Source organism: Streptomyces fumanus, assembly GCF_014655295.1.
Classification (GTDB): Bacteria; Actinomycetota; Actinomycetes; order Streptomycetales; family Streptomycetaceae; genus Streptomyces; species Streptomyces fumanus.
Genome location: NZ_BNBI01000024.1, coordinates 1 through 17481 on the forward strand (window position 1 = coordinate 1; position 17481 = coordinate 17481).

Sequence of the window (17481 nt, forward strand, 5' to 3'; positions counted from 1 at the left end):
CACACCCTTGGGACGCCCCGTCGACCCCGACGTATAGATCACATACGCCGCATCAGCCGCCCGCAACGGCACCCTCCGCTCACCATCCACCGGAGCCACCACCGACCGCCCCGCCACCGACCCCACAACACCCGGATCGTCCACCACCAGCCGCCCGGCACGCTCCCCCACCACACCCGCCGTCGCCCGCGAACACACCACCACCGCCACACCGGCATCCGCCAGCACCAGCGCGACCCGCTCCGCCGGATACGCCGGATCGACCGGCACGAACGCCGCACCCGCCTTCACCACACCCAGCACCACCGCCACCCACTCAGCCGAACGCTCCAACACCACCCCCACCCGATCCCCCGGCCCCACACCCCGAGCCATCAACTCACGCGCGAACCGATTCGCCCGCTCCTCCAACTCCCCATACGTCCACCCCACACCCCCGAACTCCACCGCCACCACACCCGGCGTCCGCACCACCTGCGCCTCGAACAACTCAGGCAACGTCCCCCCGGACACCACCCGCCCCGAGTCGTTCCACTCCTCCACCACCAAACGCCGTTCCTCGGCCGAGAGGATGTCGAGCCGGGCGAGCGGGCGGGCCGGGTCGGTGGTGATGGCGTCCAGGATGCGCAGCAAGCGGCCGGTGATGGCCTCGGCCGTCGGTGCGTCGAGCACGTCGGGGCGGTACTCCACCCGCAGTTCCAGTCGGGCGCCGCCGGGGCGCACCGCCAGGCTGAGGGGGTAGTGCGCCACGCTGGTCTCGACCGGGTCCGCGGTGGCGGGCAGGCCGCCCGGTTCGAGCACGGCGGCGGGGTAGTCCTCCGACACCACGATGGTGTCGAAGGCGCCGCCCGGGCCTGCCGCCCGCTGAATCTCGGCGAGCCCCAGGTGCTGGTGGTCGATGAGCGCGGCGCGCTGCATGTGGATGTCGGCCAGCAGGCCGGCGACCGGGGGCCCGGGGTCGAGCCGGGCGCGTACCGGGACGGTGTTCATGAACAGGCCGACCATGTCCGCCACGGCAGGCAGTTCCGGCGGGCGGCCCGCGACGGCGGTGCCGAAGACGACGTCCGTACGTCCGGTCAGCGACCCGAGCAGCAGCGCCCAGGCCGCCAGGACGACGGAGTGGGGGGTGAGGCCCTGGCGTCGCGCCACCGCGCGCACCGCCGCCGTCAGCGCCTCGTCCGCCGTCACGGTCACGTGCCGGGGGCGGACCGGGGCCGCGTACCGGGCGGTGGGGGCGACCAGGGTGGGTTCCGTGGTGCCGGCCAGGGCACGCTGCCAGGCGTTGCGGGCGGCCTCGGGGTCCTGCCGGTCGAGCCAGCGGAGGTAGTCGCGGAACGGCCGGGCGGGGGGCAGGGCGGTGGCGTCGCCTCCGGCCGCGTAGATCTGGGACAGTTCGCGGAGCAGCACCGGTACGGACCAGCCGTCCACGAGGATGTGGTGGGCGGTGAGGACCATCCGGTAGCGGTCGTCGCCGAAGTCGATGAGCAGCAGCCGCGCCAGTGGGGGTGTCTGTGGGGAGAAGCGGTGGCCGAGGTCGTCGGCGGTGAGCCGGTCCGCGGCCGCGGCCGCGTCGAGGGGTGTGAGCCCGGCGAGGTTCTGTTCGCGGAACGGTGCCGTGACCTGGCCGACGATCGCCTGGACCGGGCGGTCCTCGCCGGGCAGGTGCCGGAACGCGGCGCGCAGACCGGGGTGCCGGTCGAGGAGTGCCTGCCATGACGCGCGCAGCAGTTTCCGGTCGAGGGGGCCCGCGAGGTCGAGGGTGGTCTGCACCAGGTAGACGTCGCGGGCCCGTTCGTCGTAGAGGGCGTGGAAGAGCAGCCCTTCCTGGAGCGGTGACAGCGGCCATGCCTCGACCACGTCGGGGCCCAGCTCGGCCAGGCGCTCCGCGGGGAGGGGTGACAGTGACCGGGCGGCGGTCTCCGCGGGGACGGAGGCGGCGGCGGTCTCGGCGAGTGCGGCGAGCAGCGCGGGGGTGCCGTGTTCGAGGACCTGGCCGATGGTGAGCCGCAGGCCCGCCTGCCGGGCGCGGGTCACCACCAGCATCGCCGTGATCGAGTCGCCGCCGAGCGCGGTCAGCGAGTCGTCGGCGCCGACCGCGTCGAGGCCGAGCACGTCGGCGAAGAGCCCGCAGAGCTGTTCCTCCGCCGCGGTCGTGGGGCGGCGGTGGGCCGCCGGGGCTGCGTGTCCGGGCGCGGGCAGCGCGGCGCGGTCGAGCTTGCCGTTGACCGTCACCGGCAGGGCGTCCAGCGGTACCACGGCCGGCACCATGTAGTCGGGGAGGCGGGCGGCGGCGTAGGCGCGCAGGGCCGCCTCGTCCACGCCGCCGTCGCCGGGCACCACGTAGGCGACGAGCCGTGGTCCTCCGGTCCGGTCGGTGCGGGTGACGACCGCGATGTCCCGTACCGCGGGGTGGAGCGCCAGGACGGCCTGGATCTCGCCGGGTTCGATGCGGAAGCCGCGGATCTTCACCTGGTCGTCGTTGCGGCCCTCGTGCAGGAGCAGGCCCTCGTGGGTCCAGCGGGCGCGGTCGCCCGTGCGGTACATCCGTTCGCCCGGCGCGCCGAACGGGCAGGCCACGAAGCGCTCGGCGGTCAGCTCGCCGCGTCCGGCGTAGCCGCGTGCGAGCTGTGCGCCGGCCAGGTACAGCTCTCCGGACACTCCCAGGGGGACGGGGCGCAGGAACTCGTCGAGTACGTGGCAGCGGGTGTTCCAGACCGGTCGGCCGATGGGCACCGTGTCGCAGGGCGCCTCGGGCAGGCAGGCCCAGTGGGTGACCTCGACGGCCGCCTCGGTGGGCCCGTACAGGTTGATCAGCGGCAGCGGCAGGCTCCGGTGGAAGTCGGCCACCAGGTCGGGGGGCAGCGCCTCGCCGCTGGCCAGCACCCGGCGCAGGCTGCCGCACCGGCCGCCGTCCCGTACCTCCAGTACGAAGGCCCGCAGCATCGACGGTACGAAGTGCGCCACCGTGACGCCTTCCCGTTCGATCAGGCCGGCGAGGTAGCCGGGGTCCCGGTGGCCGCCCGGACGTGCCACCACCAGGCAGGCTCCGGCGGTCAGAGTGCCGAAGAACTCCGGGACGGATACGTCGAAGCCCACGGAGGTCTTCTGCAGCACCCGGTCCGCGCCGGTCAGCGGGTAGGCGTCGTGCATCCACAGCAGCCGGTTGGCGATCGAGGCGTGCGCGACCGTCACGCCCTTGGGCCGTCCCGTCGATCCGGAGGTGTAGATCACGTAGGCGGGGTTGGCCGGGCGCAGCGGCGCGCGGCGGTCCGCGTCGGTCGGGGGCACCGGCGGGCGCGCGGCCAGCGAGGACCGGACGGCGGGGTCGTCCAGTACCAGGCGCTCCAGGCGCTCCGCGCCGGCGGTGACCGGTTCGGTGCCGGAGGTGCACACGACGAGTTCCGGGGCGGCGTCCGCGAGTATCAGGGCGACGCGTTCGGGGGGCGATCCGGGGTCGATCGGCACATAGGCGGCACCGGACTTGACGATGGCGAGCAGCGCGACGACCAGCTCCACCGACCGTTCCAGCACCACGCCGATCCGGCGCTCCGGGCCCGCCCCTCGCCTGATCAGCTCGTGCGCGAGCCGGTTGGCGCGGGCGTCCAGGTGGGCGTAGGTCAGGGTCTCGGCCTCGGACACCACCGCCCGGGCGTCCGGGGTGCGGGCGGCCTGCGCCTCGAACAGCTCCGGCAGGGTGCGGTGCCGCAGCGGTCGCGCGGTGTCGTTCCACTCGGCGAGGAGCAGCGCGGTCTCCCGGTCCGGCGGCAGGTCGACATCACCGGCCCGGGCGCCCGCGGCCAGGTCGGACAGGACGCGCAGGAACGCCGTCCGGTGCCCGGCGGTGCGCCCGTCGGCGTCGGTCGCGCACCACACGTCGAGGTGGGCGCCCGCCGCATTGCCGCGGACCAGGAAGGTCAGCCCGTCGGCGGGGCCGGCCGCCAGGTCGCGGGTGCGGGCGGGGATCCCCGCGAAGTCCAGTTCCCGGTCGGCGAGGACGATGTCCACGACGGGGCCGAAGTGCGGCCGGTCGCCCGCGGGCCAGCCCAGGTCGCGGTGGAGGTCCTCGCCGCGGTAGCGCTGATGGCCGGCGGCCTCCCGCAACTCCGCCGACAGCAGCGCCGTGAGGTCCGGGAGCGTCGCGCCGGGGTCGACGGAGACGCGGACCGGCAGGGTGTTGGCCGCGGTGCCCGGGGACCGTTCGGCCAGCGGCCCGGGGCGGCCGGGCAGCCGGACGCCGAACACCACGTCGCGGACCCCGGCCCCCCGGGCGAGATACGCCGCGGCGGCGGCCACGATCACGTGGTACGGGTCCGCCCCGACGCTCTCGGCCAGCTTCCGCAGCCGCCGCTCCACCGCCTCCCCCACGGGGGCCGGACCCGGATCGTCGTCCGGGTCCGCGGCATACGGGGCGAGCGACACGGGTTCGGGGTGGTCGGCGAAGCGGGCGGTCCAGTACTCCCGGTTCCGCACGAAGTCGGCCGACACCCGGTAGGTCTCCTCCTCGGCCAGCAGCTCCTCGGGGGAGGCGAAGGGCGACGGGCCGCAGGTCACTCCGGCGCAGAGGGCCGTGTAGTGCTCGGCGGCCCGTCGTTCGAGCAGCGGACGGGCCTGACGGTCCACCAGCAGACGGTGGTGGCGCAGGTACCACAGCCAGCGGTCGTCCGCCGTCCGGAGCACGGCCTGGGCGAGCAGCCCCGCGGGCCGGGCGCGTTCGGCGTCCATCCAGCGCCGGGCGGCCGCCTCCGGGTCCGGTGCGGCGCGCAGGTCGACGACGGGGATCTCCCGGTCGTACGGCAGGCCCACGAGGTACGGGCCGTCCGCGGTGTCCTCGACCTCCACGTCGAGCCCGGCGTCCGCGACCGCCGCGCGCACCGCCCGCACCAGACGCGGCGCGTCGACCGGCCCGGTCAGCTCGGCACAGCCCGCGAGGTGGTACGCGGTGTCCGGCGCACCGCCCCGCTGGGCCAGACGGATGTCGTACTGCGCTGCCGACAGCCGACGGCGGCTGCTGCCTTCACTCATGCGGGTGCCCTCATCTGGATCGACCGGGAACTGTCTCTACTGGACCGGCGGCGGGCCCAGCCGGTGCGGGGCTCCGCCGGCTCCGCGGGGCGGCAGGGGGCCGGGGGGCGGGCCCATTCCCGGGCCGGGCGGCGGACCCATGCCGGGGCCGGGGGGCGGGCCCATGCCGGGGCCGGGGGGCGGGCCGGGGTGCGGGCCCATGGGGAGCGCTCCGGCGGTGGCGGGCTCCGGTACCCGTTGCGGCTCCGGTGCCCGTTCCGGTTCCGGTGCCGGGCGGGCCGCCGCGAACTGGGTGCGGCACAGCTCGGCGTAGAGGCCGTCGGCGTCGAGCAGTTCCTCGTGGGTGCCCTGTTCGACGATCCGGCCGCCGTCCACCACCAGGATCTGGTCGGCCTCCCTGATCGTGGACAGCCGGTGCGCGATCACCAGCGAGGTGCGGCCCGCCAGCGCGGTGCGCAACGCCGCCTGCACCTGTGCTTCCGACTCGGAGTCCAGGTGCGCGGTGGCCTCGTCGAGGACCACGATCGGCGGGGCCTTGAGCAGCAGCCGGGCGATCGCCACCCGCTGCTTCTCGCCGCCCGACAGCCGGTAGCCCCGGTCGCCCACCACGGTGTCCAGGCCCTCCGGCAGCGAGGAGACCAGGTCCCAGATCCGGGCCGCCTCGCACGCCTTGCGCATCTCCTCCTCGGTCGCCTCCGGCCGTGCGTACAGCAGGTTGGCGCGCAGGGTGTCGTGGAACATGTGGGCGTCCTGGGTCACCATGCCGACCGTGTCGCGCAGCGAGTCCAGCGTCACGTCGCGCACATCGACACCGCCGATGCGCACCGCGCCGGAGTTCACGTCGTACAGCCGGGGCACCAGGTGGGTGAGGGTGGTCTTGCCCGCGCCCGACGGCCCGACCAGCGCGGTCAGCTTGCCCCCGGGGGCGGTGAAGGAGACCTCGCGCAGGACCGGCGGGTTCTCGGTGCGGCCCGGTGCGGGCAGCGCGATCGACTCCAGGGAGGCCAGCGACACATCGGCGGGGGTCGGGTAGCGGAACCCCACCTTGTCGAAGGTGATGTCCGGTGCCGTGTCACCGCTCGCGGGCAGCGGCCGGGCTCCCGGGCGCTGCGAGATCAGCGGCTTGAGGTCCAGTACCTCGAAGACGCGGTCGAAGCTCACCAGCGCGGTCATGGCTTCGGCCTGTACGCCGGAGAGCTGGTTGATGGGGGCGAACATCCGGCCCAGCAGGGCCGCCATCGCCACCAGGGTGCCGATCGGGAAGGACCCGTCGATGGTCAGCACACCGCCCAGCCCGTACACCACCGCGGTGGCGAGGGAGGCGATCAGCATCACCGTGATCAGCAGCATCTCGGCGTACACCGAGGTCACCACGCCGATGTCGCGCACCCGGGCCGCGCGCCGCGCGAACAGGCGGTTCTCCTGCTCGGGACGGCCGAAGAGCTTGGTCAGCAGCGCGCCGGCGACATTGAACCGCTCCATCATGAGCGAACTCATCTCGGCGTCCTGCTGCATCGATTCGCGGGTGAGCCGCTGCAGCCGCCGCCCGACCAGCCTGCCGGGCAGCATGAACAGCGGCAGCATCACCAGCGCCGCCAAGGTGAGCGCCCAGGACAGGTAGACCATGGTGCCCAGCACCAGCAGCAGGGTCAGGGTGCTGGAGACGGCGGTGGACAGCAGTGAGGTGACGGCCCGCTGCGCCTGGATGACGTCGGTGTTGAGCCGGCTCACCAGCGCCCCGGTCTGCGCCCGGGTGAAGAACGCCAGCGGCTGGCGCTGGACGTGCTCGAACACCTGGGTGCGCAGGTCGTAGATGAGGTGTTCGCCGATCCGCCCGGACAGCCAGGCCGCGACCAGTCGGCCCAACGCCTCGGCCAGTGCCAGCGCACCGGCCAGCACCGCCATGGTGACCACCACGTCGGTGTCCCGCGGGATCACACCGTCGTCGATGATGACCTTGAGCAGCAGGGGGACCGCCACGGTGATGCCCGAGCCCGCGACGGTCACCGTCAGCAGCAGGGCGGCCCGTACGCGGTACGGCCGGAGATAGGGCAGGATCCTGCGGACGGTGCCGGGCCGGACCCGCTGCTGGGTCACGTCCTCCCCGCCCATCCCGCGGATCATGATGGGCCCTGGGCCGCTCACGAGGTGGTCTTCTCGTACGTGGCCTGCTCCTCGGCGGCCTGCTCCTCGTACCGCCGCATCTCCTCGATGAGGCTCTTGGGCCGCATGTCGGTCCAGTTCTTCTCGATGTACTCCAGGATCGTCCGGCGGGTGTCCTCGGCGTGGGCGATCTCCCAGCCCGCCGGGACGTCGGCGAACGCCGGCCACAGCGAGTACTGCCCCTCGTCATTGATGAGCGCCAGGAATCGTCCGTTCTCATCGTCGAACGGGTTGGCCATGATCTCCCCCTGCGGATTATGAATAGCAGTCGTGGAAATGCGCGGTCACGGTAACAAGGCCGATATGGCACCGCAAGGAATGGGGTGATGGACATCGTCTAACCGATTGCCCTGACCGGTTGGACGCCCCGGACCTCCCGATTGAATACAGGAAGGAATTGCGGCTCGGCGACGGAGGGTTCACCGCGACCAGGCGATTGCTGCCGGCGAGTTCGGTGGCGGGCCGGCCGCGGCGGCGGACCGCCGACCCGCTGCCCCGCCCTGGATTCCCTGGTGAATCCGCCGGAAATCCCTGTTGCTTTCCGGCCTCAGCATCACACGCCCCCGGCGGTTCGACAACACCGTCCAATTGAGCGCGGTCAGCGCTTGGACGTGAATGAGGAGGTTGCGGTCCGGTTTCCCGCCGGTCACCTACGCCGTTCGGCCCGGGCCGTTTTCGGATGATCGGCGGGCGTGCGGGCCGATCGGTCGTCCTAGTCCTGCGGCACTTCGTGATGATCTATCCGCGCGGCGATGTCCCACCAGATTCCCGAGCATTCACGGGCGAGCCCGGCGACGATCTTCCTGGCGTGCGGCGGGACGTTGTCGATGATCTCCTGCCACTCCGCGCCGGTGAGGATGTGGATGTTGAGCATCCGCAGCAGGGTGCGGCCGGTCTCGCTGAACCGCATCGCGGGGTCCGCCTTGAGCCGGTTCACCTCCGAGACCCGCTCCGCGGCGGTGCGGGTCTCGGCGGCCGCCGCTGCGGGCGCCGCACCGCCGCCCAGCGGGAGGCCGGTGTCCTCGGGCTGCCGCGCGCGCCGCGGACGGGGCTTGGTACGCGGCTGCGGCAGCGGCTCCTCGCCTCGGCGGATCCGGTTCCGCACGTCCCTGGCGGTCTCGGGGGAGATCCCCGCGACACGGGCGATCTGCCGCAGCGACAGGCCCGGGTTCTCCCTGATGATCTTCCCGGCGCGTTCCCGTCCGATCGCGTTGTTGACGGGGCGCACTCGCCCGTCCTGACCGATCCGGCTGCCGTGCGCCACCGCGCCCCCGGCCGTCCGCCGGCGGATCTCGCCGACCGTGCCCGGTGAGAGGCCGGCGACCGAGGCGATCATCCGGTCCGACCACTGCGGGTGCGACACGATGATGCGCGCGGCCGCGCTCTTGCGGTCCGCCATCGTCAGCGGCAGGCCGTGGGTGATGTTCGACTCCACCGCCAGCACGAAGGCATCGGACTCGGAGCCGACGAAATAGGCGATGGCGATCTTTTTGTCGCCGCGGAGTTCAGCCGCGCGTAATCTGTGTACGCCGTCGATCACCCGCATCGTCGACCGGTGGACCACTATGGGAGGAAGTGGCGCTCTCACTTCCGCGAGGGCCCGAATGTGATCCATGTCCTCACCCGAGCTGCGCGGCGAAGCCGCCACGGACAGCGAACCGATCTCGACTTCGACGACCATCCCCTGATCGAATTGCGCCTGGCCAGGCTGCATTGCAAGCCCCTCCTTTGATGTACGCACAAGCACGTGACCCGCGATGAATGAACGATTCGCGGGCGCAGCCACAGAACAGAAAGGCTGGACACCGACAATCCGCGACGGCGGAGTCAGGCCACCCGGTAAGAGAAATCGACCACGCGCGACGTGAGGCGCGTACAGGCGCCGCGACCGCGGACATCATCCGATGAAGATCGCGGCTGGCACAGTTCGTTGTTCGTGTGGACCTTACGCACGGCTGAGTGCATCAAAATCCCCCGTAGTGCCACGCGCGGACTGCGATCCGAAAGGCAGTCCGTTCGCCGAAAAGGAACTGTAACACCGTCCATCCCGTCCGATACCTGGACAGCGGCCGCCGTACGCCCGGTTTCCGGGTTCGCCGCGGGGGCGGGGATTCCTTTCACTTGCCGTGCGCGGGATCCGCGTCGGCCCACGCCAGCGGCGTGCGGGGAGGCTGAGCGCGTCCTCCGGTTCATGCCGTCCCGGCAGCTTCGGCCGACAATCCGCCACGGTCTGTAAACCCGGCGTCACCCGCCCGCGTGGCAGCGAGGGTCAGCGTAGACGGAAGTGTCCCGCCGGCGGGACACCAGCGGGACACGCACGGGTCTTCCTACGGGAAAGTCTTGTCCATGGAAGCGGAAACTCACGCTCCGGGAGAGGGTGTCCGGGAAGCGGCCGGAACATCGGAGTCCGCCGGTTCGTCGGCGGCCTCGTCCAGTCTTCGCACCATCCAGTCCAGCAGGTCGAGACCGGCCGCTTCGGCCGCTCTCTGCCACCGGACGCCGCGGTCACGCGGGACGCTGATCCGGATGGCGGTGTCGAGCGCCGCGCGGTCGGAGTAGCGGTGGGCCCGTAATCGGCGCCGCAGCTCGTTCCGGGACCAACCGCCGCGCTCGGCACGGGAGAGCCATTCGTCCCGCTCCGCCACAGGCATACCGGCAACCTCGGCATGATGCTGGAAACTCAGCCGTGCGCGCCGCTCGGAAGGGGCGTACTTCCCGGCCACCCAGGCGTAGTTGCGCAGTGTCTGGTAGTCGAGGCCGGTCTCCGCCAGGGCACGGCGATAGCGGTCCGGGTACTCGCTCCGCCCGTAGATCAGCCAGTCGCCCATCCACCACGCCGACGAGTCCGCGACGACGAACATCTGCCGCCCCAGATGACGCCATTGCGCCAGCGGCAGGCCGGGCGGGAGCGACATCGCGGTGCGCCGCGTGACCAACTGCCCGTCCAGTGAGACCAGCCCGGTGTGCCGCACCGGCAGCTCCGCCGGCCCTCCGGTTCGACGGCCCTGTCCTCCTGACGTCCCGCCCATTGCCATCCCCCCTCGTCAGCGCCCTCATCCTCGACCGCAGCCGGTATCCGCGCGGTAACAAGATCACCAACGGCGGCGGGCCCGGAAGCGTGGGGGGTGTTACGGAGCGGTTACCCGCCTCCGGTTGTACTGGTCCGGTGGAGCGGTCGGCGCCGCCGAGCACACCGAGGAGGATGCATGGTCACCGCGATCCGACGCTGTGCCGAGTGCGGCGCGGAGTTCGTCTGGACGAGCCGGACCCCGAACCGCAGATTCTGCGACGCGGGCTGCCGCGCCCGGTGGTGGCGCACCCATCGCGCCCGCACCCGGGAGCCGGACGGCACCGCGGACGGCTCCACCTGCGCCGCCGCGTCCCGTCTGAGCGCCACCCACGAATGCCCCAACTGCGGCCAGCGCATCACCGTCATCAACCTGCTCGTCTCCGACGCCCCCTAGGGCCTGTCGTTTGGATCAGGCCCTAGCCCCCATGGGCGCCGCACGGCCCGAACCAGCCGGGCGTATTAAGGTGCGATCCGAAAGATGTACGTCTCTGTCCGGATGCCGGAGCAGCGGGCTCGGGACGCGTACAGCGCACTGGAAGGAAACGAAGCCGTGCATGGCGAGTACAAGGTGCCCGGCGGCAAGCTGGTCGTCGTGGATCTGGACGTCGAGGACGGCGTCCTGCGCAACGTGCGAGTCGCCGGGGACTTCTTCCTGGAGCCGGACGAGGCGCTCCTCTCGATCAACGCGGCCCTGGAGGGTTCCCCCGCGTCGACGGACGCCGCCGGGCTGGCCGCCCGGATCACGGCGGCGCTGCCCGAGTCGACCGTGATGCTCGGGCTGACGGCGGAGGGTGTCGGCACCGCCGTCCGGCGCGCCCTGGCCCACGCGACCGAGTGGAGCGACTACGACTGGCAACTGGTGCACCGGGAGCCGCAGGCACCGGCCCTGCACATGGCGCTGGACGAGGTGATCACCGCCGAGGTGGCCGCCGGGCGGCGCGCCCCGACCCTGCGGGTGTGGGAGTGGGCCTCGCCCGCCGTGGTGATCGGCAGCTTCCAGTCCCTGCGCAACGAGGTGGACCCCGAAGGGGCCGCCAAGCACGGCATCACCGTGGTGCGCCGCATCTCCGGTGGCGGGGCCATGTTCGTGGAGCCCATGAGCACGATCACGTACTCCCTGTCCGTGCCGGAGTCCCTGGTCTCCGGCCTCTCCTTCGCGGACAGCTACGCCTACCTCGACGACTGGGTGCTCGGCGCCCTCGGCGACATGGGCATCCGCGCCTGGTACCAGCCCCTGAACGACATCGCCACCGAGGCCGGCAAGATCGCCGGTGCGGCCCAGAAGCGCGTGGTCGGCCCGGACGGCGGCCCCGGAGCCGTCCTCCACCACGTGACGATGTCCTACGACATCGACGCCGACAAGATGCTGGAGGTGCTCCGCATCGGCAAGGAGAAGATGTCCGACAAGGGCACCAGGAGCGCCAAGAAGCGCGTCGACCCGCTCCGCCGGCAGACGGGCCTGGCCCGCGAGCAGGTCATCGAGAACATGGTCGCCTCCTTCCGCAGCCGCTACGGGCTGACCACCGGGGACATCACGGCGGAGGAGATGGCCCGCGCGGAGGAACTGGTACGGACGAAGTTCGCGACCGAGGAGTGGACCGCGCGCGTGCCGTGAGCACCGCCCCCGCCGGGCGCGGGCCCGAGCGCCGGTACGGGGCCGGTGCCCGGGTCGCGGCACCGGCCGCCGGTGCACGGCCCGGCACACCTGCGTCACCGCCCGCGTACGGAGCGAGTTCGGCCTTCCGCCGCACAGGGAGACGTGTGACACTGACGTCCCGTCCGCAGTGCGGACCCCCTCCGCACCGTCCCCCACGAGAAGTGCGCCGTGCGTTCACTGCCCCTGCCGCTCGCCCTGACCGCGCGCCTGGCCCCGGTCGCCGTGCTCGCCACCGCGGGCTGGGCGCTCTCGTCCGGCCCGGACACCACCTCGGCCGCCACGCCCGGGCCGTCGCCGGAGTCCGCCCGGCCGTCCGCCTCCGCCTCCGCGCCGGCGACCGAGACCGCGGCGAAGACGTACGCCGCGGCCCCCGACCCCTGCGCGAGCCTGGCGAAGAAGACGGTCACCGCGCTGGTGCCGGGGGCCAAGACGGCCGGCAAGGAGATCCCGTCGACCGACGCCGAGGTGCGCCGCACCTGCTCCTGGAACGCGCTCAAGGGCTACGACTACCGCTGGCTCGACGTCTCCTACGAGCTGTCGGAGACGGACGACGCCGCGCTGACGACGTACCGGGAGCGGATCGCCGACGACAGCGGCGGCGGCGAGGTGCCCGGGCTCGGGGACGCGGCGTACTCGGTGGTGAACCTGACCACCGAGGACAAGCAGCAGACCCGCGAGGGCACGGTGGTGGTCCGCGCCGCCAACGCGCTGGTGGTCATCACGTACAACGGCAGCGACTTCGAGTCCAAGAAGGCGCCGAGCACGGAGACGATCAACAAGGGCGCCATCAAGGCGGCGAAGGAGGCGGTGGCGGCACTGTCCGGGGCGGCCACCGCCGGCTGAGCGGCGCGGGGGTCGGGGTCAGTCCCGCAGGGCCGGGATGACGTGTCTGCCGTACTGCTCGATCACGCTCTCCCGGGCGTCGTGCATCGCGTACACCGCGAACTGGTCCACGCCCAACTCGCCCAGCGTGCGCAGCTTTTCGACGTGGGCGGCGGGCGGGCCGAGCAGGCAGAAGCGGTCCACGATGTCGTCGGGGACGAACGCGGTGTCCGGGTTGCCGGTGCGGCCGTGGTGGGCGTAGTCGTAGCCCTCGCGGGCCGCGATGTACGCCGTCAGCTCGTGCGGGACCAGCTCCGAGTCCGCGCCGTACCGGGCGACCAGGTCGGCGACGTGGTTGCCGACCATGCCGCCGAACCACCGGCACTGCTCGCGGGCGTGGGCGAGGGCCCCGGGTGAGTCGTCGGGGGTGACGTAGGCGGGGGCGGCGACGCAGATCGTCACCTCGGCCGGGTCGCGGCCGGCCGCCGCGGCGGCGTCCTTGACGGTCTTCACCATGGACGCGGTGAGGTAGGGGTCGGCGAGCTGGAGAATGAACCCGTCGGCCCGCTCCCCGGCCAGCTTCAGGGCCTTCGGCCCGTACGCGGCCATCCAGACGGGCAGTTCGGCGCCGGGCCGGACCCAGGGGAAGCGGACCACCGTGCCGCCGCCGAGGTCGGCCTCCTCGCCCCGGCCCAGCGCCCGGATGACCCGGATCGCCTCGCTCATCCGGGCCAGCGTGTCCGGTCGCCGCCCGGCCACCCGCATCGCGGAGTCGCCGCGGCCGATGCCGCAGACCGTGCGGTTGCCGAACATGTCGTTGAGGGTGGCGAAGGCGGAGGCGGTGACCTCCCAGGTGCGGGTGCCCGGGTTGGTGACCATCGGACCGACCGTGAGCCTGGTCGTATGGGCGAGGATCTGGCTGTAGATGACGAACGGCTCCTGCCAGAGCACGGCCGAATCGAAGGTCCAGCCGTAGCGGAAGCCGTTCCGCTCGGCCCGTTTCATCAGGCTGACCACCCGGGAGGCCGGCGGGTCGGTCTGCAGGACGAGTCCGAAGTCCATGGGCGCCGCTCCTGGTTCGGTGACTGCGGGCGGGTACGGGATCGGGGACTAGCTCAGATACTGGCAGGTGGAGCGCGGCAGGTAGACGCCGTGCCCCTTGCGCCCGGTGAACTCCCGCCGGTTGACGACGAGTTCGCCGCGCGACAGCACGGTCTCCACCCGGCCGGTGAGGCGCCGGCCCTCGTACGCCGAGTAGTCGACGTTCATGTGGTGGGTCTCGGCGGAGACGACCTGTTCGGCGGCCGGGTCGTAGATGACGAGGTCGGCGTCGGAGCCGGGCGCGAGGGTGCCCTTCTTCGGGTAGAGGCCGAACATCCGGGCCGGGGTGGCGCAGGCGATCTCCACCCAGCGGCGGCGGCCGATGTGCCCGTCGAGGACGGCCTGGTGGAGCAGGTCCATGCGGTTCTCGACGCCCGGCAGCCCGTTGGGGATCTTGGAGAAGTCACCCCGGCCCAGTTCCTTCTGCCCGGCGAAGCAGAAGGGGCAGTGGTCGGTGGAGACCACCTGGAGGTCGTTGCCGCGCAGGCCCCGCCAGAGCGCCGCCTGGTGCTCGCGCGGCCGCAGCGGCGTGCTGCACACGTACTTGGCGCCCTCGAAGTCCGGTTCGGCGAGGTTGTCGGTGGACAGGAACAGGTACTGCGGGCAGGTCTCGCCGAACACCGGCAGCCCCTCGTCCCGCGCCCGCGTCAGCTCCGCGACCGCCTCCGCCGCCGACACGTGCACCACGTACAGCGGCGCCCCGGCGACCTGCGCGAGCCGGATGGCGCGGTGCGTGGCCTCCGCCTCCAGCAGGGCCTTGCGGACCTCGCCGTGGTAGCGGGGGGCGGTCTCGCCGCGGGCCAGGGCCTGTTCGACCAGGACGTCGATGGCGATGCCGTTCTCCGCGTGCATCATGACCAGCGCGCCGTTGCCGGCGGCGCGCTGCATGGCGCGCAGGATCTGACCGTCGTCGCTGTAGAACACCCCGGGGTAGGCCATGAACTGCTTGAAGGAGGTGACCCCCTCCTCCACCAGCAGGTCCATCTCCTTCAGCGTCTCCTCGCGCACATCGGAGACGATCATGTGGAAGCCGTAGTCGATGGCGCAGTTGCCCTCGGCCTTGGCGTGCCAGGCGTCCAGGCCCTCGCGCAGCGATTGGCCCTTGGTCTGGACGGCGAAGTCCACGATGGTGGTGGTGCCGCCCCAGGCGGCGGCGCGGGTGCCGGTCTCGAAGGTGTCGGAGGCGGAGGTGCCGCCGAACGGCAGCTCCATGTGGGTGTGGACGTCGACGCCGCCCGGCAGGACGTACTTGCCGCGCGCGTCGAGGACCCGGTCGGCGGTGAACGCCTCGGCGGCCGGGGTGCCGGTGGCGGCCAGGGCGGCGATCCGGCCGTCCTCGATCAGGACATCGGCGTGGATCTCGTCCGAGGCGGTGACGACGAGGCCGCCCCGGACGACGGTACGGGTGCTCATGCTGCTCCCTTCGGTGGGGGCCCGGCGGTCACAGGCTCAGCAGGGCGCGTTCCAGGATCGCGGCGCCCTGCTCGGCCTCCGCGACGGTGAGGGTGAGTGGCGGGGCGATGCGCAGCGCGGTGGTGCCGTGGCCGCCGCCCTTGCCGATCAGCAGCCCGCCCGCGCGGGCCTCCTCCAGTACGGCGGAGGCGGCGGCGGGGTCGGGCTCGTCGGTGCCGGGCCGGGTCAGCTCGATGCCGACCATCAGGCCCCGGCCGCGGACCTCGCGGACGTGCGGCGCGTGGGCGGCGGCGGCCCGCAGCCGTTCGATGAGCAGTCCGCCGACCCGCCGGGCGTTGCCCTGGAGGTCGTGTTCCAGCAGGTAGGTGAGGTTGGCCAGGCCGGCGGCCATGGTGACCTGGGTGCCGCCGAAGGTGGAGATGCTCTGGGCGTCCAGGCAGTTCATGATCTCGGCGCGGGCGACGACCCCGCCGATGGACATGCCGTTGCCGATGCCCTTGGCGAAGGTGACGATGTCCGGCGGGCCGCTGCGGCCGTGCGCCTGCCAGCCCCAGAAGTGGTCGCCGGTGCGGCCCCAGCCGGTCTGCACCTCGTCGGCGATCCACAGCACGCCGCGCTCGTGCAGCACCTCGCGGAAGGCGGCGTACAGGCCGTCGGGCGGGGAGGTGAACCCGCCGACGCCCTGTACGGGTTCGGCGATCAGCGCGGCGGGCGGCCGGGTGTGGCCGAGCAGGTCGGTCAGGTCCTCGACGCAGGCGGCGATGAACTCCCGGTCGTCCAGGTGCGCGTACGGGCCGCGGGTGCGCACGCCGCCGTGCACGTACAGCGTCTGGAGCGGGGACAGGGAGGTCGGGGACCAGGCGCGGTTGCCGGTGAGGCCGACGGTGCCGAAGGAGCGGCCGTGGTAGCTGTTGCGCATCGCCAGCACCGTGTTGCTCCGCCGGTACGTGGTGGCCAGCAGCAGGGCGGTGTCGTTGGCCTCGGTGCCGGAGGTGGTGAAGAAGACCCGGGCGTCGGGGATGCCGCTCACCTGGGCGATGCGCTCGGCGAGGTCGACCATCGGCCGGTTCAGGTAGAGGGTCGAGGAGTGCAGCAGCCGTCCGGCCTGCTCGGCGACGGCCTTGGTGACCTCGGGCAGGGCGTGCGCGGTCATGGTGGTGAGGATGCCGCCGAAGAAGTCGAGGTACTTGTTGCCGGCCGCGTCCCAGACGTGCCGGCCCTCGCCGTGGGTGATCTCCAGCGGCTCCTCGTAGTAGAGGGTGAGCCAGTCGGGCAGCACGGCCCGGTGGCGGCCCAGCAGGTCGTGGGTCACGGCCGCACCAGCCCTTCGTAGGCGTCGGGGCGGCGGTCGCGGTAGAACGCCCACTGCCGCCGCACCTCCTCGATCAGCCCGAAGTCCAGGTCCCGGACGAGGAGTTCCTCCTTGCTGTCACCGGCCGGGTCGCCGACGAACTGCCCGCGCGGATCGACGAAGTACGAGGTGCCGTAGAAGTCGTTGTCGCCGTACTCCTCCTGGCCCACGCGGTTGATCGCGGCGACGAAGTACTCGTTGGCGACGGCCGCCGCGGGCTGCTCCAGCTTCCACAGGTGGGCCGAGAGGCCCCGGTGAGTGGCCGACGGGTTGTAGACCAACTGGGCACCGTTCAGGCCGAGTTGCCGCCAGCCCTCGGGGAAGTGCCGGTCGTAGCAGATGTAGACGCCGACCTTGCCGACGGCCGTGTCGAAGACCGGCCAGCCGAGGTTGCCGGGCCGGAAGTAGTACTTCTCCCAGAAGCCCTCGACCTGCGGGATGTGGTGCTTGCGGTAGGTGCCGAGGACGGTGCCGTCGGCGTCGATGACGGCGGCGGTGTTGTAGTAGAAGCCGGACCCCTCGACCTCGAAGACCGGGGCGACGATCACCATGCCGGTCTCACGGGCCAGCTCCCGCATCCGGCGGACGGTCGGCCCGTCCGGCACCGGCTCCGCCCAGCGGTAGTGCCCGGGGTCCTGGACCTGACAGAAGTAGGGGCTGTTGAAGACCTCTTGGAAGCCGATGATCTTCGCGCCCCGGCGGGCGGCCTCGCGCGCGTGTTCCTCGTGTTTCGCCACCATGGACTCGGTGTCGCCGGTCCAGGTCGCCTGTACCAGAGCGGCACGTACGACGTTCGCCATGAGCTGCTCCTTCGACGCGACGTCAGAGCCTCTACGCCCGTAGAGCAGGGCGTAGAGGGACGAACGTAAGCCTCCCGGGCGG

At 72.4% G+C, this 17481-nt stretch carries 12 protein-coding genes; 3 read left to right on the plus strand and 9 right to left on the minus strand.

Going from position 1 to position 17481, the window contains the following annotated elements; all coding sequences use genetic code 11:
* From IE316_RS34205 to IE316_RS34225, 5 genes are all read right to left on the minus strand, one after another.
* Positions 1–5022: non-ribosomal peptide synthetase (locus IE316_RS34205; protein WP_190208459.1), on the minus strand; the 5022-nt coding region annotated here is incomplete at its 3' end.
* A 36-nt stretch (positions 5023–5058) separates the two neighbouring features.
* Positions 5059–7134, minus strand: a complete 2076-nt coding sequence (locus IE316_RS34210) for an ABC transporter ATP-binding protein (RefSeq protein ID WP_190208460.1) — start codon at positions 7132–7134, stop codon at positions 5059–5061.
* Between the two features lie 29 nt (positions 7135–7163).
* Positions 7164–7424, minus strand: coding sequence for an MbtH family protein (locus tag IE316_RS34215; RefSeq protein ID WP_308438958.1), 261 nt, complete (start codon positions 7422–7424; stop codon positions 7164–7166).
* A 473-nt stretch (positions 7425–7897) separates the two neighbouring features.
* Complete coding sequence (locus IE316_RS34220; protein WP_190208461.1) at positions 7898–8899, minus strand: ParB/RepB/Spo0J family partition protein; 1002 nt, start codon at positions 8897–8899, stop codon at positions 7898–7900.
* Positions 8900–9545: 646 nt separating this feature from the next.
* Entirely contained in the window at positions 9546–10157 is a 612-nt protein-coding gene (locus IE316_RS34225; protein ID WP_229910687.1) for an LmbU family transcriptional regulator, read from the minus strand.
* A 234-nt stretch (positions 10158–10391) separates the two neighbouring features.
* On the opposite strand from IE316_RS34225, the gene IE316_RS34230 reads away from it, so the two are divergent.
* The 3 genes from IE316_RS34230 (at position 10392) to IE316_RS34240 (ending at position 12755) form a co-directional block, all read left to right on the plus strand.
* Positions 10392–10649: a hypothetical protein gene (locus IE316_RS34230; RefSeq protein ID WP_190208463.1), complete on the plus strand. Its 258-nt coding sequence runs from the start codon at positions 10392–10394 to the stop codon at positions 10647–10649.
* A gap of 156 nt (positions 10650–10805) precedes the next feature.
* The gene (gene lplAB / locus IE316_RS34235; protein ID WP_190208515.1) at positions 10806–11870 is read left to right on the plus strand and encodes a lipoate-protein ligase LplAB; all 1065 of its coding nucleotides are present in this window, start codon (positions 10806–10808) and stop codon (positions 11868–11870) included.
* A 210-nt stretch (positions 11871–12080) separates the two neighbouring features.
* Complete coding sequence (locus IE316_RS34240) at positions 12081–12755, plus strand: hypothetical protein (RefSeq protein WP_190208464.1); 675 nt, start codon at positions 12081–12083, stop codon at positions 12753–12755.
* A gap of 18 nt (positions 12756–12773) precedes the next feature.
* Here the strand turns inward: IE316_RS34240 and IE316_RS34245 are convergent, their stop codons facing one another.
* Genes IE316_RS34245 through IE316_RS34260 form a run of 4 tightly spaced genes read right to left on the minus strand, consistent with a single transcriptional unit; the run spans position 12774 to position 17399 of the window.
* A complete protein-coding gene (locus IE316_RS34245; protein WP_190208465.1) occupies positions 12774–13796 on the minus strand; it encodes a TIGR03842 family LLM class F420-dependent oxidoreductase in 1023 nt (340 codons plus the stop codon).
* Positions 13797–13844: 48 nt separating this feature from the next.
* Positions 13845–15248 carry a dihydropyrimidinase gene (hydA, locus tag IE316_RS34250; RefSeq protein ID WP_190208466.1) on the minus strand — a complete coding sequence of 468 codons (1404 nt, stop codon included), beginning with the start codon at positions 15246–15248 and terminating at the stop codon, positions 13845–13847.
* A gap of 28 nt (positions 15249–15276) precedes the next feature.
* Positions 15277–16560, minus strand: a complete 1284-nt coding sequence (locus IE316_RS34255; protein ID WP_190208467.1) for an aspartate aminotransferase family protein — start codon at positions 16558–16560, stop codon at positions 15277–15279.
* Positions 16557–17399: a nitrilase-related carbon-nitrogen hydrolase gene (locus IE316_RS34260; protein ID WP_190208468.1), complete on the minus strand. Its 843-nt coding sequence runs from the start codon at positions 17397–17399 to the stop codon at positions 16557–16559. Before IE316_RS34260 ends, IE316_RS34255 begins: the two co-directional genes overlap by 4 nt.
* Positions 17400–17481: the final 82 nt, after the last annotated feature.